The sequence below is a fragment of the Ruegeria sp. CH8 genome, from assembly GCF_056536985.1.
Map to the genome: position 1 here is coordinate 1 of NZ_JBQFQR010000044.1, position 22,454 is coordinate 22,454.

The 22,454-nt window shown below is 55.8% G+C and carries 18 protein-coding genes and 1 pseudogene; 6 read left to right on the forward strand and 13 right to left on the reverse strand.

The window, feature by feature from the left end:
- Window positions 1–99: 99 nt before the first annotated feature.
- The 9 genes from ypfJ to ACR0ER_RS24510 form a co-directional block, all read right to left on the reverse strand.
- Entirely contained in the window at window positions 100–945 is an 846-nt protein-coding gene (ypfJ, locus tag ACR0ER_RS24470; RefSeq protein WP_171212900.1) for a KPN_02809 family neutral zinc metallopeptidase, read from the reverse strand.
- 188 nt (window positions 946–1,133) lie between these two features.
- The gene (locus tag ACR0ER_RS24475) at window positions 1,134–1,322 is read right to left on the reverse strand and encodes a hypothetical protein (protein WP_170825395.1); all 189 of its coding nucleotides are present in this window, start codon (window positions 1,320–1,322) and stop codon (window positions 1,134–1,136) included.
- Window positions 1,323–1,348: 26 nt separating this feature from the next.
- Window positions 1,349–2,359 carry a HupE/UreJ family protein gene (locus tag ACR0ER_RS24480; protein ID WP_480771109.1) on the reverse strand — a complete coding sequence of 337 codons (1,011 nt, stop codon included), beginning with the start codon at window positions 2,357–2,359 and terminating at the stop codon, window positions 1,349–1,351.
- Entirely contained in the window at window positions 2,356–3,270 is a 915-nt protein-coding gene (locus ACR0ER_RS24485) for a peptidyl-prolyl cis-trans isomerase (protein WP_480771110.1), read from the reverse strand. The genes ACR0ER_RS24480 and ACR0ER_RS24485 overlap by 4 nt, the downstream gene beginning before the upstream one ends.
- 19 nt (window positions 3,271–3,289) lie before the next feature.
- The gene (locus ACR0ER_RS24490; protein ID WP_170825398.1) at window positions 3,290–4,063 is read right to left on the reverse strand and encodes a hypothetical protein; all 774 of its coding nucleotides are present in this window, start codon (window positions 4,061–4,063) and stop codon (window positions 3,290–3,292) included.
- A 17-nt stretch (window positions 4,064–4,080) separates the two neighbouring features.
- Complete coding sequence (locus ACR0ER_RS24495) at window positions 4,081–5,082, reverse strand: SphA family protein (RefSeq protein ID WP_480771111.1); 1,002 nt, start codon at window positions 5,080–5,082, stop codon at window positions 4,081–4,083.
- A gap of 57 nt (window positions 5,083–5,139) precedes the next feature.
- On the reverse strand, window positions 5,140–7,011 hold the full coding sequence (locus ACR0ER_RS24500) for a DUF3604 domain-containing protein (protein WP_170744548.1): 1,872 nt from the start codon (window positions 7,009–7,011) through the stop codon (window positions 5,140–5,142).
- A 13-nt stretch (window positions 7,012–7,024) separates the two neighbouring features.
- Window positions 7,025–8,914, reverse strand: coding sequence for a DUF3604 domain-containing protein (locus ACR0ER_RS24505; RefSeq protein ID WP_170825399.1), 1,890 nt, complete (start codon window positions 8,912–8,914; stop codon window positions 7,025–7,027).
- Window positions 8,915–8,927: 13 nt separating this feature from the next.
- The gene (locus tag ACR0ER_RS24510; protein ID WP_170744550.1) at window positions 8,928–10,847 is read right to left on the reverse strand and encodes a DUF3604 domain-containing protein; all 1,920 of its coding nucleotides are present in this window, start codon (window positions 10,845–10,847) and stop codon (window positions 8,928–8,930) included.
- A 361-nt stretch (window positions 10,848–11,208) separates the two neighbouring features.
- Between ACR0ER_RS24510 and ACR0ER_RS24515 the strand changes: the two genes are divergently transcribed.
- The gene (locus ACR0ER_RS24515) at window positions 11,209–11,895 is read left to right on the forward strand and encodes a Crp/Fnr family transcriptional regulator (RefSeq protein WP_170825401.1); all 687 of its coding nucleotides are present in this window, start codon (window positions 11,209–11,211) and stop codon (window positions 11,893–11,895) included.
- A gap of 84 nt (window positions 11,896–11,979) precedes the next feature.
- Here ACR0ER_RS24515 and ACR0ER_RS24520 read toward each other — a convergent pair whose 3' ends face one another.
- On the reverse strand, window positions 11,980–13,146 hold the full coding sequence (locus ACR0ER_RS24520; RefSeq protein WP_170825402.1) for an MFS transporter: 1,167 nt from the start codon (window positions 13,144–13,146) through the stop codon (window positions 11,980–11,982).
- A 179-nt stretch (window positions 13,147–13,325) separates the two neighbouring features.
- On the opposite strand from ACR0ER_RS24520, the pseudogene ACR0ER_RS24525 reads away from it, so the two are divergent.
- The 3 genes and pseudogenes from ACR0ER_RS24525 to ACR0ER_RS24535 form a co-directional block, all read left to right on the forward strand.
- Window positions 13,326–13,439, forward strand: a pseudogene (locus tag ACR0ER_RS24525) (IS6 family transposase); the annotation flags it as partial.
- 195 nt (window positions 13,440–13,634) lie between these two features.
- The gene (locus ACR0ER_RS24530; protein ID WP_170744553.1) at window positions 13,635–13,955 is read left to right on the forward strand and encodes a hypothetical protein; all 321 of its coding nucleotides are present in this window, start codon (window positions 13,635–13,637) and stop codon (window positions 13,953–13,955) included.
- Window positions 13,892–15,016 carry a hypothetical protein gene (locus tag ACR0ER_RS24535; RefSeq protein ID WP_480771112.1) on the forward strand — a complete coding sequence of 375 codons (1,125 nt, stop codon included), beginning with the start codon at window positions 13,892–13,894 and terminating at the stop codon, window positions 15,014–15,016. The genes ACR0ER_RS24530 and ACR0ER_RS24535 overlap by 64 nt, the downstream gene beginning before the upstream one ends.
- Window positions 15,017–15,255: 239 nt before the next feature.
- On the opposite strand, the gene ACR0ER_RS24540 is transcribed toward ACR0ER_RS24535, so the two are convergent.
- On the reverse strand, window positions 15,256–16,230 hold the full coding sequence (locus ACR0ER_RS24540; protein ID WP_170825404.1) for a YbaY family lipoprotein: 975 nt from the start codon (window positions 16,228–16,230) through the stop codon (window positions 15,256–15,258).
- 1,015 nt (window positions 16,231–17,245) lie between these two features.
- Between ACR0ER_RS24540 and ACR0ER_RS24545 the strand changes: the two genes are divergently transcribed.
- The gene (locus tag ACR0ER_RS24545; RefSeq protein ID WP_480771113.1) at window positions 17,246–18,301 is read left to right on the forward strand and encodes a tyrosine-type recombinase/integrase; all 1,056 of its coding nucleotides are present in this window, start codon (window positions 17,246–17,248) and stop codon (window positions 18,299–18,301) included.
- 69 nt (window positions 18,302–18,370) lie between these two features.
- Here the strand turns inward: ACR0ER_RS24545 and ACR0ER_RS24550 are convergent, their stop codons facing one another.
- Both ACR0ER_RS24550 and ACR0ER_RS24555 read right to left on the reverse strand, forming a co-directional pair.
- Window positions 18,371–19,477 (reverse strand): ParB/RepB/Spo0J family partition protein, encoded by a 1,107-nt coding sequence (locus tag ACR0ER_RS24550; protein ID WP_480771114.1) that lies wholly within the window; start codon window positions 19,475–19,477, stop codon window positions 18,371–18,373.
- On the reverse strand, window positions 19,474–20,781 hold the full coding sequence (locus ACR0ER_RS24555; RefSeq protein ID WP_480771115.1) for an AAA family ATPase: 1,308 nt from the start codon (window positions 20,779–20,781) through the stop codon (window positions 19,474–19,476). The genes ACR0ER_RS24550 and ACR0ER_RS24555 overlap by 4 nt, the downstream gene beginning before the upstream one ends.
- Window positions 20,782–21,248: 467 nt before the next feature.
- On the opposite strand from ACR0ER_RS24555, the gene ACR0ER_RS24560 reads away from it, so the two are divergent.
- Window positions 21,249–21,932 carry a DnaA N-terminal domain-containing protein gene (locus tag ACR0ER_RS24560; RefSeq protein ID WP_480771116.1) on the forward strand — a complete coding sequence of 228 codons (684 nt, stop codon included), beginning with the start codon at window positions 21,249–21,251 and terminating at the stop codon, window positions 21,930–21,932.
- Window positions 21,933–22,454 lie beyond the last annotated feature (522 nt).

Here is a 22,454-nt window from a genome sequence, read left to right on the forward strand (position 1 = left end):
AGCATTTGACGCCTGGAATGCCGCCACTCGAGCTGCTTGAAGTCCGGGCATCAGCATTCCTTGGTGGGTCGGAAGTTAACGTGACAACACCCTTGAAAGTCATAGTTGGTCTACTGCGAAGGTTTCGCAGCTGTTGGGGTCACCTGTCTGGTATCCGCGATGGAACCAGTTTTGCCGTTGAGCACTGGTGCCATGAGTAAAACTGTCAGGGACAACAACGCCACGCTGGGCGCGTTGCAGTGCGTCGTCACCGATTGCGGCGGCCGTGTTTAGGGCTTCTTCTATGTCGCCGGGTTCCAATACGCCAAAGCGCTTGTCAACGGCGCGGGCCCAGACGCCTGAGTAGCAGTCAGCCTGAAGCTCGACCCGAACCGACAAGGCATTTGCCTCGGCTTGGCTGGACCTGCTTTTTGCGCGGTTCACCTGTTCCAGAACGCCCAGGCTGTTCTGGACATGATGCGCGACCTCATGCGCGATGACATAGGCCTTGGCAAAATCACCACGCGCGCCCAGCCGTTGCTCCATCACCTGAAAGAACGACGTATCCAGATAGACACGCTGATCGACAGGGCAATAGAACGGGCCGGTTGCCGAAGCGGCGCTGCCGCAGGCCGATTGAGTTCTGCCTGCAAACAGGACCAGAACCGGCGGCGTGTATTGAATGCCCGAATTCGCGAAAATCTCGGACCAGATCGCTTCCGTGTCGGCAAGTATGACAGCCACAAACTCTTCGGTTTCGTCGTCAATTTGAACCGGGGCATTTGCTTGCGGAGGAGCAACCTGACCACCGCCGCCCAAAAACGGCGTGACATCGACACCAAAAAGCAGGCCGATTACGACGACCACAATCAACCCCGCGCCGCTCATACCGGCTCGAGATACCCCACGCGGCGTGTGGCGCCGGTCGTCGATGTTTTTGCTTGTACGTCGTCCTTTCCAGCGCATATGGCCTCCGGCCCATCCGGGCGTATCAAAGTTTAAATTTGTCGGTTCCCCGTCTTACGAGGTTTAAACGGGGAACCGATCCGGGCCTCCAAAAACTGGCACAGTGACTACGGTTTCTGTAGGACAATACCGGGCGTCACTTCTTCACCACTCACGATTCATCCAGTGCTTTGGAGTGCCCGAATTCCTCAACCGTCGATACCTGCGGTATCGCGCGCAGTCTCAGCTGGTGTGCATCTATTCGTGCTGACGCCAATCGTCGCTTGCTGGACCTGGCGTTTCGCAGCTTTTTCTGGTGTGCAGTCGGGGTCCACCACGTCGCAGCCGGCAATCGCAAGTATCGCGACAACCATCGCACCCCCCAGTAACTTACTCACTGTCTATTCTCCTTTTCTGTGTTGAATCAAAACCCAGCCAAACGCTCGGCCAGCCAGAAACCGGCAATGCATCCGATGGGATATCCGAGAAATTGGCGCGAGGGACCTGGCGCGAAGGACCAGCCCCAGACGATCTGCATTGTCTTTTTCAGCACCTCGAACACGCCCAGCACGGCAAAGATGAACGCAAGCTGCCCCGCCTCGACCCCGAGGTTAAAGGCCAGCAAAGCCGCCGGGATGTCCTGTTCAGGCAGACCGATCTCGGCCAGCGCACCGGCAAAACCCAAGCCATGCAACAGGCCGAACCCAAACGAAATCACCCAGGGGAACCGACTCGCCAGTGTCTTTGGTTTGTCGTCAGACCGCAGAACCTCGGTTGCCAGAAAGACAATAGACAGCGCGATCACGGCCTCGACAGGAGGGCCGGGCACGTTCAGAACTCCAAAGGTGGCCAAACCCAGCGTGATCGAATGCGCGACAGTAAAGGCGGTCACGGCCCAGATCAGCTGGCGCAGGTTGCGGATCAGCACCAGCAGGGCAAAGACAAAAAGCAGGTGATCCCAGCCTTCGAGGATATGTTCGAACCCCAACACGCCGTATTGCCATAGCGTCTGAACCAACCCCTGCTGCGCGGGCAGCGTGACGGCAGGCGCATCCGGTGTCAGGCGGAATGTGGCCATGTTCTCGGTGTCCAGATACCCCACCCGCAGCAAGACGTCCGTTCGCTGCGCATCAAGCTTGTCGATCAGGATCGTGTTGCCGCGCAGGTCTTCGGTGCAGGTCATGCGCCAGACCTGTGTCCAGGCGCGACCGTCAAAGACAGGGGCATCAAAGGTGGGCGCGGTACAGACCTCCGGAAGCACAACGTCGATATCCATTGGAGCGCCCCGAACATCGGGCTTGCGCCAGAACACGTACCAGTCGCTATCGGTCTCCTGCGAGATTTCCAGATACCCCGGCTCCAGCGCGTGGGCATGGCTAAAGGCGGGCACCAAAAGCCCAACCAGCAGCGCGATCACGGGCAGAAGATGCCTCATGACTCACCCGCGGGCATGCCCGTTGTCCCAAGGTCTTCGATCACATAGGTGGATCGCAGATTGTCTATGAACAGTTCCGTCGCACGCTCGGCTTGCTTCTCGCGCCAATCTGCCAAAACGCGATCCCGGATCGCGCCAAAAGGCGGTAAGACGGCATCCCATCTGTTGTCGATCCGAACCATGTGAAGCCCGAAAGACGACTGAACGGGTCCGCTCCATTCACCCAATGGCAAGGGTTGCAACTGGTCGAAGAAACCCGTTCCGAAGTTGCCATCAAATGAAGATCGGACGCTCAGATCAAACCCCGTCGGTAGCAGCGACGCCTGGCCCAACTGGCGGTGATCTTCCCCTGCAGCCAAACGCGCCCGCGTCTGGCCAACAAACGTGCCGCTGGGGTTTTGCCCCAGATAAACAAGGCTGACCGCAATCCGCGCAGTGGTCGTGAACGCCTCGGCATTGTCTGACAGATAGGTTTGCAACACCTCATCATCGGGACGGGCCGCGCCCGCTTCGGAGGTCAGAAGGAAGTTCATCTTCTGCACCAACCTGTTGCGGATGATCTCATCATTGCCATCCAGCCCAAGCGCCAAAGCCTCGCGCACAAGCACCTCGCGGTTCAGCCAGTCGGCTTTGAGTTTGTTCAGTTCTTCGTCGGTCGGAGCGCGCCGCCATGTATCCTCGAACTGGGCAGCCAGAAGATCGATTTGCCGTTGTTCGAGAACAATGACGCGCGCATCGGGCTCACCTGTCCATTCCGCGGGCTGCGCCAGCTTGAACCAGCCGAAGATTGCGATGCTGAGAATGGCAAAATGGACAAAGGGTTCCCGGATGACCCTCTGCAACACGTTCTGTTTGTTTGACACCGGATCACTTGGGCGCGGCGAATTGGTTGATTGCCAATGTTTGTTCACATCTATCTCCGATCCAATTTCATCGGCTCTTGGGGACCAGCAATTTCAGCGTGAAACTAACCGTGTCGGCAGCCACGATGGCGTCATCGTCGAAATTGTGTTCGTAGGAAAATGACCATTGCCATGGTAGCCCCCTGCTTCGGTTGAGTTTGGACACTTTCAACCCCAGCGGAACGCTGCTGAAGTCGCCAGCGTCCCAGTCGTAGACAAACACCATTTCCGACGTGCCGACCGACCAGCCGTTTCCAAGGGTGTAGTTGAACACCGGTTGCAGTGTGGACAGATTCACGTCTGGCCGATTGTCGTCACCGGCGACCGTGATGAGATTCTGGTTAAACGCCCCCCAAAGCCCCCAATTCTCTTGCTTTGCAAAACCAACAGCTGGACCCAGCGCCCATTTATCCGCGCTCAGCCCATCGCTGCCCGTGGGCAACAAGGCGACCGCGCCAACACCGAAACGCCCCCAACGCCGATCAAAAGTCATGAGGTCAAACAGGGTCGTGTCGCTCAGTCCGGCCTGCCCGGTGGGGCTGTCCGTCACGTAAGGCAGCGTAAGCCGCGCAATATGGTTTGTTTGTCCGAGAGTGAACGGGATCGCAGCACGAAACTGAAGCAGGCTGCTGTCTTCGGAAGAGTTGTGCAGGTCAAACGAATGAAAGCCTTGCAGCTGAAAAGACATGATCGACGCTGTCGGATCGTTGGCCGCCGATTGAAGCGACTCCGATTTTTCCTGTGCCAGGACAACACAAGGGACCAGAACTCCTGCAATAACCCATGACAGTGTCAGCTTCATGTTGAAAGTCCCGCAGGTCAGAACGCCAATGAAATCACGGCCGTCAGGACATTGCTTTCGAACCGCCGCTTTGCCGCAAACTCATGTGTGTATTTAAGCCTGAGGGAAGCATCGGCGCCCAACAGCGTTCCGCCCTCGTAAGTCACGAGAGGCCCAATCCCGCTGACCTGAGCCCGCAGGCTGCTGGCCCCCAGGGCGATCCGGGTAAGCTCAGCACCTGCGCCACTGTCATCCTCAAGCTGATGGTAGGTATAGCCAGCGAGGCCAACACCCCAGCCCGAGCGGAAGCGCTGCACCACCGCGCCTTCTAATTGAAACGCAGGGGCCGTCTGGTAGTCGGTCGCATCGTTTTCTTCGCTGAACAAAAGGCTGGCCGCTCCTGAAACCTCAAAACCACGTTCCGGAACGAACCACGTCGCGGCAAAGAAGGGCTGGAACGACCAGACATTCTTGCCTGCATTCAATACTTGAACTGTGCGCTCCTGCAGATTGATGGATGCCGTATTATACTCTCCAGTCGGGGCATAAACGGTCAGCCCCGTACTATAGTGCAGATTGCCCCGATGCCAACCCACCAGTCCGGTCAGGCTGATGTCACCAAAACTGGACAACGTATCGTCAATGCTGGCTCCTTGCAACGGAGGCCGTATTGCCGTGAACGTGAGTTCAGCAACAGGAAAAGGAACAGTGAGGTTTATGGCGGGTGTTCCGCCAAAGAGCTGCGCGTCGAACACCTGAGTAACACCCAGTCGCCAGAGATTAAGTTCGAGGTCTGCGTCAGCCGCAATCGGAAGACCCGCAAGCGAAACGCCGTCCACGCTGCCATCAAGATGGTCGAATGTAAGGCTTGTGTAAGTTCCCGGCTCGGGCACGAAACCGGCAAACGTATCTCTGGTTCCCAGAAAATAGGCGCCCAACCCTCCTTCAACCGCAATCGCTGGTTTTACCGGCAGAACTGTAAGGGTAGCAATGATGGCCGCGCCCATCATCGGACGCTTGTCACGCAAAAACATCTTCATTTGTCACCTCGTTTAAATCACTTCACGCGTTTGCCGCGCTTTTTTCGGGTTTTAGGATCAGGGCGTGTACCAAATGGGTGAGGTATAGGCCCGGTCCTGAATGGCCTCAGGCGCGCCTTCCGGCAGTTCGACACCAAAGAACTTGTGGTCATAGGTCGTCCAGCGCGGGGTTGGGATTTCCAGAACACGCGTGTAGTAAAAAGCACTTTGATCTGGGTCGAATTCCGGGTCTTCCCAATAGGCTCCAAGGATCGGTTGGCCTATATCGTTTGTGTAAGTGGCTTCATCGGAATCAACAGAATTCCCGACCGGAGCAGCGCATTGACCGTCGATGACCTTTCGATCACCGCATGCAATGTCAAAGACCTTTTCACTGGTCGTTCCATCCGCATTCAGCCAGCCCTTGATGATCTGAATCCGATCCAGATTGGCCCCGTCCGGATCACGCAACGCCCGCACCAAAAAGCGCGGCGCACGACCTTCACTCGTTCCCAGATCACCCCCCATAGGTACGCCATTGGCGTAACCGTGAGCCGCGAAATCTGACCGAGGGAGGTCAGAGGCATCAAAGTCGTACCCTGCGAAGACACGGACGCGCAGGCGCGTACCTGTTGTTGCATAGACCTCCTTGCGCATCATCGCGTCAAAAAGGGCTTCGCGCGTGTTTTCGCGCGCCCAGATGGCAGCCAAACCGGAGGCGCTGGTCTGCCACGCATATTGCGCAACACTTTCGTCACCTCCTATGCCCCCCACCACTTCTTCAAACCGGATCGGGTCTACTGTCGGTTCGAGGGCGACAACCTTACCGAACATGTTGTTTTCTTTAGAAGTTGAGAGTGAAGTATGTGTGTCGGTCGAGCCGATCATCCCAAACCGGAACGGGTTCACACCAAATTCAGTCTGGTAGGCCAAACCTCGCTTGAGCGCTTCGCGCGCATATTCGTTTGGGATCATCTCGGGCGTCTTGGGATTGGGACCAAGCTGGCCCTTGTCCCATGTCTCAAAATCCGCAAACGGGTCATCAGGTGACAGCATGGGATGGGCTTCACCATCCCCTTTCATTTGAGTCACTTCATATAGCGGCTCCCAACGGGCGCGGCGTGCCGCATATTCGGCATCAAGCGCCTCGTCGCTGTCAAGCTTGACAGTGTCAAACATCAGCCCGTTAGAAAGGTTTCCATTGTGTGGAATGGCCAGAAGGCGGTCGCCTGTATCCGCCTCGTATTGCGCCATCCAGTCCCATAGATCTTCTGGATCCACGCTGTCGTAGGCAGAATAGGGTAGTCGCATATCGGCATTCTCTTTTCCGCCGCGATAGATCACATTGCGATGCAGGTTCGAGCGATCAAAGGTCGAGGTCCATTCAAACCCGATAAATGCAGTGAAGGCACCGGGCTGGTTGTGGCTTTCGGCAGCCGCGGTAATCTCTTGCCAGACGCTGTCATAGACGCCGGGTACATCAGCGAGTGGGTCTTCCCCAGACGCCTTTGTCACAGAAAAAATCTCCCACGCGCCGGGTAAATCCCCCGCATCAATGGCAGCCTGAAGCGACTGCCCGTATTCTGTTTCGAGAAGCCGGGTGTCACGCGCCGCAAGCAATGGCGCCGTCCCAAGATTCTCGGCGTGATCGGCAACAACGAGAAAATCGAGCGGACGCGACAAACGGGCTGGAAGCCCGGTTGATGACGTGACCGTTTCGCCTTTGGCAAAGCGATAGGCCGCGTCCGGCCCTAATGTGTTGCCGATCAGACCGGCATCAGCGGAATAGGTCGTATGCACATGGGTGTCGCCAAAGAAAACCTGGTTGGGGAAATCCTGGCTTGGATAGGGCGAGTATTCGCCGGCAGGAGCAACCGGCGGCGTGTCCTGAGCGTGAAGCGCCCCTGCCAGAGCAAGCGTGGATACAGAAAGCGCAGCGAGCTTTTTCATCGCAACGTACTCCTCAATTTGCGGGCGTGTACCAAATGGGCGATGTGTAGGCGCGTTCTTGGATTGATGTTGGGACATCCTCCGGAATTTCTACTCCAAAGAATTTTGCGTCATACGTCGTCCAACGAGGTGTCGGAATTGCCAATACTCTGACATAGTAGAAAGCAGCCTGCGTCGGGTCGAACTCGGGATCTTGCCAGAAGCCACCAAGGATCGCCTGACCAATCTCATTGGTGTAGCTGGCATTCGCTACATCTACGGTGTTGCCGACCGGAGCCGAGCACTTCGCTGAAACAAGAGCACGTCCGCCGCAAGCAATATCGTAGATGCGCTCCGACGTTGTGCCATCGGCGTTGTTCCATCCCTTTACGATCTGCACACGGTCTAAGTTGGCACCATCCGGATCCCGCAAAGCACGAACAAGGAAACGCGGCGCACGGTCTTCACTCTTTCCCAAATCACCCCCCATAGGTACGCCATTGGCGTAGCCATGCGCCGCGAAGTCCGACCGAGGGAGATCGGATTCATCAAAATCGTAACCCGCGAAGACACGAACCCGGATACGTGTCCCTGTGGTCGCAAAGACCTCTTTTCGCATCATCGCGTTAAAGATGGCTTCGCGCGTATTCTCACGTGCCCAAACCGCAGCAAGCCCGCCAGCACTAGTGTTTCGCGTAAAGTTCTTTTGCGCGTCGTCCTCTGCAAGGCGCGCTGTTGCAGCCTCATCAAATCTGATCGGGTCGGCAGTTGGTTCCACCGCTGGAAATTTACCGAAGTAATTATTCTCCTCGACAGTGCTAAGCGACGTGTGGCTGTCAGTCGACCCGATCACACCAAACTTAAATGGGTTCGCCCCCAACCTATCCCCTATTGAAAGACCACGCATCAAAGCGGTTCGGGCATACTCATTGGGCAGCATTTCGGGCGTTTTGGGCTCGACTCCAAAGCTACCACCGTCCCAGGTCTCGAAGTCGGCAAACTCATCATCGGGAGACAGGAACGGGTGTGCTTCACCATCGCCCTTCATTTGAGTGATCTCGTACAAAGGCTCCCAGCGCATGCGCCGCTCAGCGTAAGAGGCGTCAATCGGTTCACCACTTAGCAGACCGGTTTCCGAGAACATAAGCCCGTTCGACAGATTACCATTGTGCGGGATGGCCAGGAGTTGCCCTCCGGTCAGCTCCTCGTAAGAAGCCATCCAGTCCCAAAGGTCCTCAGGGTCCGGGGCCTCGTAAACTGAAACCGGAATAATCTGATCTGCTTTCTCCTTGTCATCCTTGAAGACCACGACGCGGTGCAGATTGTTGCCGGAGGGGTCAAGGGTATATTCAAAACCAATGAAGGCGGTGAATGCACCAGGAATATTGTGCCTGTCTGCGGCGTCTGTGACGCGTTGCCACATCGTAATCGACATGTCCTGGTTATCGGCTAGCTCGTTCACGCCGGTCTGCCGCATCGTAGCCCAGAAATTCTGAGCGTCCCGTCTAGCTTCAAACGTCCCGGGTTTGGCTATCTCATAGATCTGACGCCCCCATTCGGTCGCCAGCAGATCCTCGTTGGCTTCTTCAATCGCTACGGGTAGTCCCAAGTTTTCTGCATGATCAGCAACAACAAGAAAATCAAGGGGGCGGCTTAGTTTCGCATTCTGCCCGGTTGTGGAAACGACTGTCTCCCCTTTCGCAAAACGATAAGCCTCATCCGGGCCCAGCAAATTGCCGTTCAAACCCGAATCCGCTGAAAACGACGTGTGAAGATGTGTATCGCCAAAGAAAACCTGATTGGGGAAATCCTGACTCGGATAGGGCGAATAGTCGCCTGCAGGAGCAACAGCCGGCGTGTCCTGGGCGTGGATCGCCCCCGCGAATGCGAGCAGTGAAACGGAAATAGCGAGTTCCCTGATCATTAAAGTGCACTCCTCAATTTGTGGGCGTGTACCAAATGGGCGATGTGTAGGCGCGATCCTGTGTGGTCATCACAACGCTGTCCGCCATTTGAACATTGAACTTTACAGCGTCATAAGCCGTCCACCGTGGAGTGGGGATTTCGATGACCCGGGCATAATAGAATGCGGGTTCTGCCGGATCGAAATCCGGATCGGTCCAGACGGCACCAAGCTCGGGCGCACCGATGGTGTTTGTCCAGGACGGCACCGACAGGTCGACGGTATTGCCAACCGGCGGCAGTTTTCCGTTCTCATCCGGAGACCGGTCACCCCCCCACGCGACATCATAGACCTTTTCCATGGCCTCGCCGGACTCGGCATCGATCCAACCCTTGATGATCTGCACGCGGTCAAGATTTGCACCCGACGGATCACGCAGAGAATAGACGAGGAAGTCAGGCGCTTCGCCGTCTGCAGGCGTCGCAAGATCACCACCCATGGGGACCCCGCCATAGTAACCGACCTGAGCCAGATCACGACGGTTCATCGCGTCGGCTTCATAATCGCCACCAAAGAACCTTACGGATAGGCGCGATCCGGTCGTCGCGTAGGTTTCGCGCCGTTCCATGGCATCAAAGATCGCACCACGAGTATTTTCCGTAGCCCAGACAGCGGTCAAACCCGCGGCTGAATAGATGGACGAGTCATACGCAACATCACCGTTCGGATATGTCCTTCCGACATGCGCCGCCCGTTCACCGTTGGGTTCATAAGCAGTAAATTTGCCATAAAAGTTGTTTTCCTGCGCCGTGGTCAGGCCGGTATGCGTATCAGTAGCGCCGTCGGCACCAAACTTGTAGGGGTTGGACCCAAGTACAGCGCCCAGTTCCAGCCCACGCAACAAACCAGACCTTGCATATTCACCCGGCAGCATCTCGGGCGTTTTTCGAACTGTCGCGTCGAGATTGCCGTAATCCCAAGTCTCGAAGTTGGCAAACTCATCCTCGGGCGATAGCATGGGATGCGCTTCGCCATCCCCTTTGAATTGGGTCCATTCGTAAAGCCGTTCCCACTTTTGGCGTGCTTCGGCATATGCCGGATCGAGCGGCGCGCCATCGGCAAAATCATCAACGAGCGGGAACATCATGCCGCTTGAAAGGTTGCCGTTATGCGGAATTGCGGTAACGTCGCCACCCGTGACCGTTTCGTAGTTCTCGAGCCAAGCCCAGAGGTCACGCGGATTGCTCGACCCCATAGGTGGTGTTGTGGTGTAGGGCACGACCTGACCTGCGCGTTCGGGCCCATCTCGAAAAATGACGTTGCGGTGCAGATTGTTGCCCGAGACCAATGAGGTCCATTCAAAGGCGATGAAAGTGGTGAATACCCCGGGGTCGTTGAACTCTTCCGCCGCGGCGATGATATCATCCCAGACCCGCTTGTAGGCCGGATTGCCGGGCTGGTAGTTGAGTTCGGACGAAATTGTGCCTTGTGCAAACTGTTTTGTGAGTTCCTGAGCTGCCATACGGGCCGCTTGCCCACCTTCTGCAAAGGCTTCGTGAAATTGTCGCCCTTGTTCATCGGCCATGATGTTGGGCGCACCGGACAAAATGTCGGTAATGGCGCCCATCCCATCGGAATGATCTGTGATCATATAGAAATCCAGGGGACGGGAGAGTTTGACAGGTTGACCAGTGTTAGAAATCACCTGCTCACCACGAGCCAATCGATAGCTGTCGCGTGGCAAAAGTGTTGTTCCACCGCCTCCCGCATCAGCCGACAACGCGGTGTGGACATGCGTGTCGCCGAACAATGGCCGCGTCGGAAACGCGCGGTCGGCATAGGGGGAATAAGGGCGCCCCTTCAAAACACTATCGGACGCTTCGGGCGGAGCTTCTTGTGCAAAAACGCCCGTCGCAAAAAGTGTCGCAGCGAGAGAAGGAATGATTTTTTGCATCAGGTGTTCCTTACTGTGTGGGCAAATTGTTATGGATGATGGATCGGCGCGCTTTCGATTCCGGGCCTGTCAGAACGCCCCAATCAACTCGGTACGGTCCCCCGCAGCCTGCCAATCCGGAACCATGAGTGGTGGCAGATGTTCGCGGACCTAAGCCGGACTGGGGGCATTGAATGCCCCGGTGAAGCTGCCAATACATAGGAGGCCGCCTGAACCAGCCGAGAGAGAAAAACCGTTCCAATGAAGACATCAGTCACCCTAAAGAATCGCAAACCTATGTCTGAAATGTCAGATTCGCCCCCTTGACTGTAGCCATTCGAATAAATCTATTTGTCCGAATTCGGACAGAAGGCGGAATTGAATGCACATATCAAGCGCAAATGCGAAAAAATATCTTTCACATCATGGCTGGGCTTCAACCCTATCGGGTGAATTGCTGGACGCGTTCCTGGGCATCACTCACCATGTAACGCTTGATGCCGGGCAGCCGCTTTATTCCATCGACGACCCTGCCAGTGACCTCTTCGGGTTGGCCTCGGGTGCGATTGCTATCGAGTCAGCAGGAACTGAAAACGTGATCGAAAAGAGCTTTCTGATGCACCCTGGGGTGTGGATTGGAGCAGCACGGCTGGCTGGAACAAAAAGACGTAAAATCGGCGCGTATGCTACGCGCCCTTCGACCATTTTGGTTGTCAAAAGCAACGAGTTCGTGAGTTTTGCTGAGATTTACCCGGATATTTGGCGTCGACTGTTGTTGAACCAGATCCAAAACCAAGAGCGGGCGATTGGTTTTGCCCATGATCTCATGCGCCGCGGAAGCCATGAACGCCTTGTTGCCGTCCTGGCCAGAATGGCCGGGCTGTATGAACCCAACCCTCCTGTTCCAGCGATCGTCGATGCCACGCACCGAGAGATCGCTACCTTGACCAACCTATCGCGCGGTGTTGTTTCTTCTCGCCTTGCGGAACTGGAGCGCAAAAAACTGATAAGCCTCGGACGCGCCAGCATAACCATAACGGATCCCAAGGGACTGTTGGCATTGCTGTGAACTGTGTTCACGAGGTGTGAGCGATCCGCGTAAACGCGTGTAGAGGTTTAGCCGAGAATGGATGGTTCTTTTTGGCTGTGCGGCTCAAACATTGGGTTGCCGACAAGACAAGCTCAACGCCGCAACACAAAACACAAGCGCCAACGCGCCCCAAAGTGGCGCGTCTGTACCAAAACTGTAAAGTGCAGTGCCGAGAACCGGCCCGGCAGCAATTCCCATTCCGCGAAAAGCCGTATTGATGCCCGCCACTCGACCCTGATCCGTTGTACCGGCCGATAAGCTGAGCGCACCCATAGCGCCAGGAGCGACTGCCCCCAGAGAAGCACCAACGGCGATCATGCCAATCGCCAGAACCAACACATCATCCGCCAGAATCATGATCCCTATTCCGGCCAAAGCGCCAATACTGCCTGACCGCAGCAACCGACGCGCATCCCATCCCTTTCGTGTTGCCACAAACACTTGTGATATCGTCAACGACAGAGTTGCGCCTGCAAGAATAAAGCCTGTTGATTTCATTGCCTCGGTACTGTTTACTTGCAGGTCATCCATTAGTTTAAGCCCGATGATCGGAACCACCATGGTGTAGCCAGCAAAGCCTGCCATCGTGATCGCAAAGAATTTCCAGAACCGAGACAATCGAATGGGTTTTTTCGTCCTTGGCCGGATATGTAATTGCGAGGTCGGAAGAAATTTCAAAGACAGAAAAAACGCAAACAAGCCTGCTAGAAGAAGCGCAACAAAGCCGACTGCAATGCCCCGCTCGGCGGTCAACCAGAGCAGCATTGAACCTGAAAGTGCGCCCAAACTGACGGAAGCCCCCATAAGACCCATGCCTGAGACGCGCGTCTTGCTGTCTGTAGTATCGGCAATGAGCGCCTGCGTCGACGGAATGAGCGCCCCACCGAACACGCCCTTTACGGTGCGGGCAACTGCAAGCGTATAGACCGTTGCGCTGCTGGCCAGAACCAACATGTTTGAGAACACCAGCGCCATTATCAACGGGCTGAGCAAAACAAACGGAATAGCGGTCAAAACCAGGGAACGGCGGCCCACGCGCTCTGACAAAACGCCCCATAGGGGCGCTGTGGGTACAACAGCCAACGCGCCGAGACTTAGGATTATGCCGACTTGTAATTCGGTGATGCCATAGTCCCGGCTCACCGGACCAAGGCCACCGGAAAGCAGTGCGTTTGACGCAGCATAGACGTAGACACCAGATACAATTGCAAGGCGCTTAATCAGGATCAATACGTTACTTTCAGTTGCCAATATGAAATAATTAAGATGTTCTCGAGCATTAGGGCCGATTGAAGCAAGATCAAGTTCTTATGTTTGTTGAGAGGGTTCCGTTGCAATCCTTCGACCATTGATGATTTCGGAATTAGCGAGTGAATGTCTGTCGGTCGTATCAAGTCGAAAGCCAGCTCATGATTTCTTTCAAAGGTGCACAGGCACCGGAGTATGTGATCCTATTCGCAGTGTTCTTCTATGTTCGATACGGCGTTTCCTATCGCTATCTGGAAGAGATCATGGCGAAGCGAGCCAGCAAGATCTCTCCAATTTAGCCAACATCACATGTTCAGAAGCGCCCCAACGCCTCCAGGGCATGTAGGAAGAAGGCCTGATCGAATTGAACTACGGACGTATCAGAACTCTCGACCCGATCGCATTGGATAGTAACGTCGCGGAATAGAATTTTGGTTTTGTTACCAGGTTCTTTGAAGTATGAATCCAGGTTGAAAATTGCAGTGGTCAGCTGCTCTGATGCAGGTTTTTTGCATTTAGCCGCCTCGACGGGCTCTGAAGGTATTTTCCATGGGTCGGCCCAAACCGATGTCGTCCACGCCACCCAACTGGAAATCCCCGAACTGGCGAATATCTCATTGCCGATAGCCTCGATTCAATTTGGCACCTTGACAGGCCAAGGACTTATCCGGTCGGAATACGGACGTATCGTTTTGATCGATCCAGAAGGCTTGGGGGGATTCGATAAATGCTTAAGTGGCAGCAAAATCTCAGGTCATCGCGCAGCCCTGATCGCAATCGAAGTGCGGTAAGTTTTTTGCTTTTTGTCGTCATCGTATTCGGTTTCGTTTCCACGCCAAGAATGGTAAACGCTTGCCCGGTGTGCACGACATTGCCAGAGACAACGCTCGCAGATCACCTACTTGCAGCCGAGATCGTCGTTCTGTCCGGGCCTGCTCCGGATAATCCCTTCAAATTCACTCCCGTAAGGGTCATAAAAGGCACTTCCGAAGGGCTTGAGCGGATGCCCGAAATCCCCTTCCTGATCGATAGCCGTACGCGTGCTGCATTCCGGGCCGACCCTGACAAGTTAATTTTGCTGACTTTTGGCACCACAACCAAAGATGCGGCCGGGCGTGGGCTGTCGCGCAAATGGACCAGAATTTTTTCTCTGACCCCCGACAGAGAGCAATTTCTCGAAGCTCTATGGATCGTGGGTGAGCATTGGCGACCGGGCAAAGGGAACTACGCCGAACGGGTTGAGTTTTTTGCACAGTTTCTTTCGGACAAAGACTTGGTGCTACGCGATACCGCACTGATCGAAATAGATCGTGCCCCCTACAGCAGCATCCAGATTTTGCGCAACAAGGTTCCTGTAGACATGTTGCTGCAAGAATTCGGCACCATTAACCGGCTAAGCTTTGTTCCGGTTTCGATCCGACTGATGGGGCTGCAAATTGACGATGACAGGGCGAGAAAAGCGGTTCAATCCCGGTATTCACAAGCGATGCATTCAAACTCGGCTTACGTGTACGAATGGGCTCTGTCAGGGATCGCCATGGACGGATTGTCGGCCATTGAAGTCGTCAGCGATGCATTGAAGACGGAGACCTTGAAGCCGAACAGCAAGCGATCGCTTGTGCGTGCATTGGCCGATTGTGGCACGGTATCTCCTGCATTCAGAAACCGGATTACTGGGGTCTTCGCCGAGGTATTAAAGGACGATAGTGCATTGGCAATGGAAATTGCGATTGCGATGCGGGACTGGAACGAAACTCAGCTGGATGAACAGCTGTTGGCCTTGTTGGACAGTGAAAACCTTGACCCGGTCACGCAATTTATCATTCAAGCCAAACTTGCGCCCAAAGACTGAAGTCAAAGAAGTTTGACGCAAATATCGTTTTTGATGACGTTCGTTGCGTGCGCGAGATCGACATCGCCCGGAACCATGAACGTTTTGATCAGCCGATACCTGACCTCGGCAATACCCCCAAACGCGTGGCCGTTTGCAACGTCACAGGCAAGGGCAAAATCATTGTATTAGTGAAGACAATCGAAAACCGCGGCACCCGACAGACAGATAAGGCCTGGAAGGTTCGACAAAGTGCCGTTTCAGGGCAAGGCTACGGCTTCGAGGAATACGACCGTCATACCATCGGCGGTAAGCAGCTCCATCGTCGGACCGGTCACGACCGCCTCGCTCACCGCAGCCATACCTTTGGTCCAGGCACGCTCGATTTTATCAAATGGCGGTGGGCAAGCCGTCAACGTCATGGGACCAGCAGTCAAAGACAGCGCGGAGCCTTCAAGTGCGTAACTTCCATTGATGATGTTACAGCCGACAGTCGACGTAAAAGCCCCCTCACTGGAGCGCAAAATAAAATGGGGTTCTCGCTCGGCCTCGGTATTCTCGAGCACGCGGCTTGCAATCGATAGGATACGCCAATAGGTGTTTTCAACATCCGCGTCCGCCATTGCGCGCTCACAGGTCAGTCCTGGTACGAACCCGGCAAGCCGCTCTATCACAAGCATATCGCGCTTGCCACCTTCCATGCCTTGGCGTTTCGCTATCTCGCCTTCGAGTACTACAACGACCGGCGTCATCGGCGCGGCCTGTGCATCCAGGTATCCGCGTTCGGCATCAAGGTAAGCGCCCTCGATCGCGACCGGGTAAGTGTCTTTTGTCCCGCATTCTGTAAACGTCGCGGCGTCTGCAGAATAGACGAACTCTCCGATCATTCGGCGGGGCCGTTCAACCGGGATTTGTACTTGAACCATGTTGATCTCCACATCCATGCCAGCGCCGTCCGTTAACACCGGTGTATGCGTGTCAGTGGTGAACAGTAACCGCTCGCCTAACCGCAGGCTCGCTCGGACTGTGTAACGCCGTGTATCCTGAATGACATCGGGGTTGTAGGGGATCGCGAATTCGTAGGGCGGGTTGCCCGCTTCGTTCACCGTCACTGTGCTGAGGATTTGCGCCGGGACATCCATCAATGATACATCCTCAAGCCGAACCTCGAAGGTCACTCCGGGCGGCATGGCGATCCGTTCCCGGAATGTGGCCGTTCCAGTAATTGTTTCCATCGCATTCGCTCCAAACCCGGCGAAGCAAAGAATCGTCGCCAGGAAAGACTCAAAAACTCGCATCGCCGTAATCCTCTCGATTATGTCTCGACGTCAACCTATGGCAGAAGGAAGCTAAAGGTCCATGACGAATGATCTTCTGAACCATGACCCGATCGCACGTTCAGCTACGTTCTTGAACCAATACGCTTCAAGCGCGCTATGGTGTGAGAGGCTGAATCAAATCACATTCGAATTAAGAAATTATAGTAGTGGGCATTGGCGCTACCTCAGCGTCTCATCCCATGTGCCCCGAATCGTGAATTATCACGCTTGACTGTTGTCACTGTGCCCTTAATTTCTGGACGCAGATGCATCTTGGTGCATTTACCCAGGTTTTGTGCCCTTAATTCTCGGATATCCACAGGCCACCAACCAGGGACCTCACATACATTCGGTGAAGGACCGAAGGGTCCCTGTACCGGATCACGTCTGCCTAACACACGACTTATCCCCAGAATGCACGGTCTTGGAATTTAAGGCACAGTCCGGCAATTAAGGACACAGTCCAGAAATTAAAGGCACAAATTGGAACTGATTTTACTCAATTTTTTGAAGCAAGCGTCCAGAAATTAAGGGCACCGTGACACACGATCAAACCGCCGCTCTGTTTCGCCCCAAACGTCACCGCCTTTCAGCCCATTCCTTTCGACATGCCCGCGCCGCTGCTTTCGAAATTTGGACCGAATATGGACGCGAGCTCAACGCTTGAAATCAACGTACAGTTCCTGTCTCGCGGGCCGTCGAAAATAACCTGACAAAGCCGCTCTACAATAGGCAGATGGCTCTGTTGCAACAGAACCCACCTCGCCTTCTTGAATTCTGTTACAGAGCATGACCTACGCCTGTATTACGCTCATTATAAGGACTTTTTGATCGTTACATCCAAGGTATCTTCAAAATACTATTACACCCGATAAGTATCGCTTATCATGTATTATTGATTTTGCCTTGAAATCGGCGCAGACTGGGCCCCATGAAGCCCCCTGCCCCACATCTCCCCGCCGCCTCCCCTGCCCTGTCTGCGGCAGATCAGGAGGCGCTGACCGATCTCTATATCCGCGGTACGCCCGCCAACACGCTGCGGGCTTATGAGCGCGATCTGCTCTACGTGACGGCATGGAAATCCGCACGGTTCGATCGGACGCTGGACTGGCCCGAGAGCGAGGCCACGGCCCTGGCCTTCATTCTCGATCACGCCCGCGATCTTGAAGATGCGTCAGAAGAGGACATCGCGCGGCAGGTGGCGGAGGCGCTGATCGCGCAAGGGCTGCGCAAGTCCCTCACCTGCCCGGCGCCGTCGACGCTGGACCGGCGCATCGCCTCCTGGCTGGCCTTTCACCGGATGAAGAACCTCGCCTCGCCGTTCGATGCGCCACAGGTGAAACAGGCCCGTGCCAAGGCGCGGCGCGCTGCGGCCCGCCCCCCGGCCCCGAAGTCGCAACACCCGATCACCCGCGACATCCTCGAGCAACTGCTGGCTACCTGCCACGGCAGCCGTCGCGATTGCCGCGACCGGGCCATCCTCATGTTGGGCTGGGCCAGCGGTGGGCGGAGGCGATCCGAGATTACCGCGCTCATGCGCGAGGATGTGGCGCTGAAAACATTCGACAAGGAAGGGATGATCCGGCTTTCGCTGCTGGAAACCAAGACCACCCAAAAGGGTGAGACCCCACGATTGATCCTCAAGGGTCGCGCCGCGCAGGCGCTGGTCCATTGGATCGAGGTGGGACAGATTAATGATGGGCCGCTGTTCCGCCCAATCTCCAAGGCGGATCGGGTGCTCGCCCGTCGCCTGTCCCCGGATGCGATTGCTCAGATCGTCAAGCACCGGCTGAAACTGGCCGGGTTGCCAGAAGATTTCGCCTCGCCGCATGGGCTGCGGTCCGGGTTCCTGACACAAGCCGCTCTGGATGGAGCGCCGATCCAGGCCGCCATGCGCTTGTCCCTACACCGTTCCATGGCTCAGGCGCAGAAATACTATGACGATGTCGATATTGCCGAAAACCCGGCAACAGACCTGTTGGGGTAAGATGGAACAAAGGGAAACGCCGGGCTGCTGGCCCGGCGTTTTACCCACACGAAATATAACATCAAAACCTTACCCGTGGGTAAGATCATCCTCTTCCTGCAAATCGTCGATCAGGGTTGCAATGGCCTGCTCCAACTTAGCGCGGTCCACGCGGGTAAAGTCCAGATCATAACGCAGCTCGATCCGCCCGCTTGAGGCCGAGCATTTCGCGACCCCTGCCCTCCCCGATACCTGAAACGTGGTTTTAGCACGCCGCGTTTTTCCGGCCGAAGTATTCATCGGTTTTTTCGGAGCGCTTGCTTCGGCCTCAACAAACGACCGCAGAATCGCAACTTCACGCGCTCCGTCGCGGTCCGGCTCGCTCATCACTGCGGTGCTGACCTGGCGGATCAATCCGGCATTGGCGTCGAGTTTTCGTTTCAGCTCAACCCCCAGATTGCGCGGAATGTCGTTTGGATGCATCAACACCTTGTCCAGCCTCATCAGCAAGCTGGCGAAAGACCGGATGTAGCTACGTTTGGTGTAGCTGGCGGATTTAAAAAGGATCGCAACCGCTTTATCCACATCGGCGCAGTCATTCGCCGGATCCTCGGCATAGGCCCGGGCCAGCGCGCCCATCTCGGCAAATGAGATATCCTTGCGGATCAGGTTCTCATCCACCATGCGACGATAACTGTCGTTAAGATCGGCAGCCTCGGCAACACCCGCGGGGATCCTGGCATAGAGATCGTCACCGGTTTCCTCGAGCAGCGCGCGATAGGCCGAAAGACGGCGCATCCCCTGGATCAGGTCGAACCGCCCGTCGGAACGCCGTTCCAACCGGATCGGGTTCGACAGGCCGATATCGCGGATCGAGTCCTTCAACTCGTCGAGTTCGGGGTCGGGGCCGGGCTTGCGGTCCCGGGTCAGTTTTTCGGTGACCACATCAGAAAGCAATACATGCTCGGTCACCAATCCTTCGGACCGCAGGCGAACCAGCTCATGCGCCAGACGGTCATTTTCGGCGCGAATGGTGTCCTCGGTCGATTGCTGATCGCGCAACGCGTCGGCGTTTTCCGAGATCGCCGTGGCCATCGGACCGCGCCGTTTCTCAAGCACCTTGTCCGGAACCTTGCCGACCGGGATATCCTCCATTGACGGCATGTCGATGTCAAACATTCTGCGTTTACGGCTCATGCGTCATCCTCCAGCTGGTCCCAGGCCGACAGCATCACGCCCCGGAATTCCTCATACACATTGTCAAAGGTCGAGCGCGCGCGGCGCCAGGTTTCCCGTGTCATCTCGCGGTAGTCCATCTCGTAGACTGAACTCAGGAAGCGGCCGGATTGTTCGACCGCGCGGGTCATTTCAACCGGATGCTCGGCGACGTGATCACCGAACACCTTCTTGAACGCATGGAACATTGCTAGGTGCAAGGCGTTGCCCGGTTCATAGCGGGTCAGTAGGAAGCGCATCTCGCAGAAGGTTTTGGGCAGGCCGATCTTACCCGTGGGTAAGGTCTTGTCGAACCCATAAGCGAGGTCTTCCAACGCCTCGGCCAGCTGACCGATGAACGAGGTGGTCGAGTCGTACTCCCAATAGCCGGGGCCAGACGGAACATAGAGCATGTCAGCGGCAAACACCGCGTTCATCGACTGATACCCAATAGCAGGCGGGCAATCGAACAGGATCAGGTCGTAAGCATCATCCGGGATCTGATCCAGATACCGCGACACGGCAGCGAAGAACGACCATTCCGGGTTCAGGTGACGATACTGCGCCGAAGCAAATTCCACGAAGGCTGCGTTGGCGCACGAGGGGATGACATCGATTGTCGACCACGAGCTTTGCTTGATGAAGTCCGAGATGCGCAGATCGCCCAAGCCCATATCGGTAATCGCGGGTGGCAGTTCGCGGCGGGGCAGGGCGGTGCCAGACTCGGCGGCCGCGGGGCGGTTGTTCATCCGCTCGGTCTCGCGGATCAGGTCGCGGGCCATAATGCCCCAGACAGTGAAATCCTCAGCCACGTCGGTCAGACCCATGGAATGGCTCAGCGTCGCCTGCGGGTCGAAATCCACGACCAGCACGCGGTAGCCGTCCAGAGCGGCGGCATGGGCCAGGTGCAGGGCGACGGTAGACTTGCCCGCACCGCCCTTGAAGTTCGCCACCGCCGCCCGGATGGCACGTTTGCCCGCAGGGCGGGGCGGCATCAGGGATTTGCGATTCACCTTGAGCCGCCGGCGCAGCTCGTTCACCTCTTCCAGGCTAAACCAGCGCTGGCGGCCTTCGGGCTCCACCTCGCCACCGGGCAGAGAGGGATCGGCGGCCAGCTTGCCGCGAAAGGTGGACTGGTTGACGCGAAAGATCAGTTCAGACACTTCCCAGCTGGAGAACCGGCGTAGGGTCTTCTCCATCTCGGGGCTGAAGGTCTGCTGGCGAATCCAGCCCTGCAGTTTGAGCGACTGATTGCGCAATGCGTTCAGGTCTTCGTGCGTGTACATGCCTCAAGTCTCATCGTTTGGGACGCTATTTTATATGTGTTTCCTATTTACGCTTGATTTGCGCTTTACGCAAAAGGAAATATGATAAGACTGTGATCTTACCCACGGGTAAGAAATCAAGGGCTTCGCGGGCGCGAACCGATTCGGAGGCCTCATGATTCGGCGGCGGGCAAGATTACGGGCCCGGAGACCCGATTTAGGGGGTCACGATTGCGGACACCACCCTATTTGGGGGGACAAAACAGGCAAATAGGGGGTCAAGCAGGATGTCCCCCATCACCAATATTTCACCTATTTTCTTTTTGAGTATTGAGATGGGATCATCCGCAAACCGCCCTCAAATCAGACTCCGCTTGACAGAATCGTCGGATTGGACGCTAATCAGGGCATCAAGGTGAAAAGCGTTGGCAAACAGCGTAAGACTGGCGGTATAACCGTCCGAGGCAGACAGAGCGGTGAGAACGGGAATGCAGGTTGCAAAACCGGTCGGGCGAAATGCGCCCGCAATAAAATATGATATTCTCTCGGCGCTGACCGTGCACGCCCTGTCAGGCGATAAGCATCGTCAGCGCAGTATCCTACGTATCATTGCCCTGATCACTACCCGCTATAACTGGCGCAACAATGAACTGTCGATCGGCCGCGAGGAGATCGCTCGCCTGTGGTCGGTGAACGAACGCACCGTCAAACGCGAGATGGCCAAGCTGCGGACTATGGGGTGGATCGCAGTCAAGCGTCCTGCCGCGCGCGGACGGGTGGCAGTTTATGAACTGGACCTAAAGCAACTAATGATCGACACATCCGAAGTGTGGCCGACAATCGGGTCAGATTTCCAGGCGCGGATGACGGAAGAGCCCGAAGCGGAAACCAATGTGGTACCCTTTGCGGTGAAACCGTCCGCTCCGGATGCCGGAGATGGAGATATCTGGACGCAGGTTCAAGCCATCCTGCACGGGCGCGACCCTGAGCTTTGGGCCAGTTGGTTCCGGCATCTGACAGAGGCTGACAGGGCAGGGGGGGTCATTACGCTGATGGCTCCTTCTCGGTTTATGGCCGATTATATCGCACAGAAATGGTCGGGGCGGTTATTGGCCGCCTACAGCCGTGTCGATACCGATGTGCGCGCCATACGGCTGGAAGCCGCGGAATAAAGGAGGGCCAATCCTTGCTTTAGTTTTGAACGCACATGGGTTGCTTGAAGTAGTTCAATTGTCCCAACCTCGGTGCTGTAGGCCCGATTCTTATTAAAGGCCACGATGTCTTCGGCAGGATCCTACTTCTGCATGGTGATCACCTGTAACATTGAATTCGTGTTTGTAGCACCGCGGCCTTTTGGACGTTTCGCAGAACGTGCGATTTCGTGGGTATCGATTAGTAAGGCGGAAACGATTCGTCGCGCGGCTCAAAGGTAGTGCTAAAAAAAGGTCATTTATGCGCATTAAGGGCGGGTGCGACTAAGATTTATACAGTTCTATGGGATATGTCGCAAACTTTAGAAGGGCCAAGGTATCGACTTACCGGACACACTCATCCTGCGATCTTGGCAAATTGCCGAAAGCCAGATGTCGTAGTGTAGGGGAATTGCTGCTTTCGGATCATGTTGGCGACTTTGATGCCGTCCAAAGTAGCTGATGCGGATCTGAACGTCTTGAACCCACACATGTGCCGTACGC

Coding starts and splice junctions, on each gene's coding strand:
- ypfJ (WP_171212900.1), bottom strand. CDS start 945: ATGCGCTGGAAAGGACGACGTACAAGCAAAAACATCGACGACCGGCGC.
- ACR0ER_RS24480 (WP_480771109.1), bottom strand. CDS start 2,359: ATGAGGCATCTTCTGCCCGTGATCGCGCTGCTGGTTGGGCTTTTGGTG.
- ACR0ER_RS24490 (WP_170825398.1), bottom strand. CDS start 4,063: ATGAAGCTGACACTGTCATGGGTTATTGCAGGAGTTCTGGTCCCTTGT.
- ACR0ER_RS24495 (WP_480771111.1), bottom strand. CDS start 5,082: ATGAAGATGTTTTTGCGTGACAAGCGTCCGATGATGGGCGCGGCCATC.
- ACR0ER_RS24500 (WP_170744548.1), bottom strand. CDS start 7,011: ATGAAAAAGCTCGCTGCGCTTTCTGTATCCACGCTTGCTCTGGCAGGG.
- ACR0ER_RS24505 (WP_170825399.1), bottom strand. CDS start 8,914: ATGATCAGGGAACTCGCTATTTCCGTTTCACTGCTCGCATTCGCGGGG.
- ACR0ER_RS24510 (WP_170744550.1), bottom strand. CDS start 10,847: ATGCAAAAAATCATTCCTTCTCTCGCTGCGACACTTTTTGCGACGGGC.
- ACR0ER_RS24515 (WP_170825401.1), top strand. CDS start 11,209: ATGCACATATCAAGCGCAAATGCGAAAAAATATCTTTCACATCATGGC.
- ACR0ER_RS24535 (WP_480771112.1), top strand. CDS start 13,892: ATGCTTAAGTGGCAGCAAAATCTCAGGTCATCGCGCAGCCCTGATCGC.
- ACR0ER_RS24540 (WP_170825404.1), bottom strand. CDS start 16,230: ATGGAAACAATTACTGGAACGGCCACATTCCGGGAACGGATCGCCATG.
- ACR0ER_RS24545 (WP_480771113.1), top strand. CDS start 17,246: ATGAAGCCCCCTGCCCCACATCTCCCCGCCGCCTCCCCTGCCCTGTCT.
- ACR0ER_RS24550 (WP_480771114.1), bottom strand. CDS start 19,477: ATGAGCCGTAAACGCAGAATGTTTGACATCGACATGCCGTCAATGGAG.
- ACR0ER_RS24555 (WP_480771115.1), bottom strand. CDS start 20,781: ATGTACACGCACGAAGACCTGAACGCATTGCGCAATCAGTCGCTCAAA.
- ACR0ER_RS24560 (WP_480771116.1), top strand. CDS start 21,249: ATGCAGGTTGCAAAACCGGTCGGGCGAAATGCGCCCGCAATAAAATAT.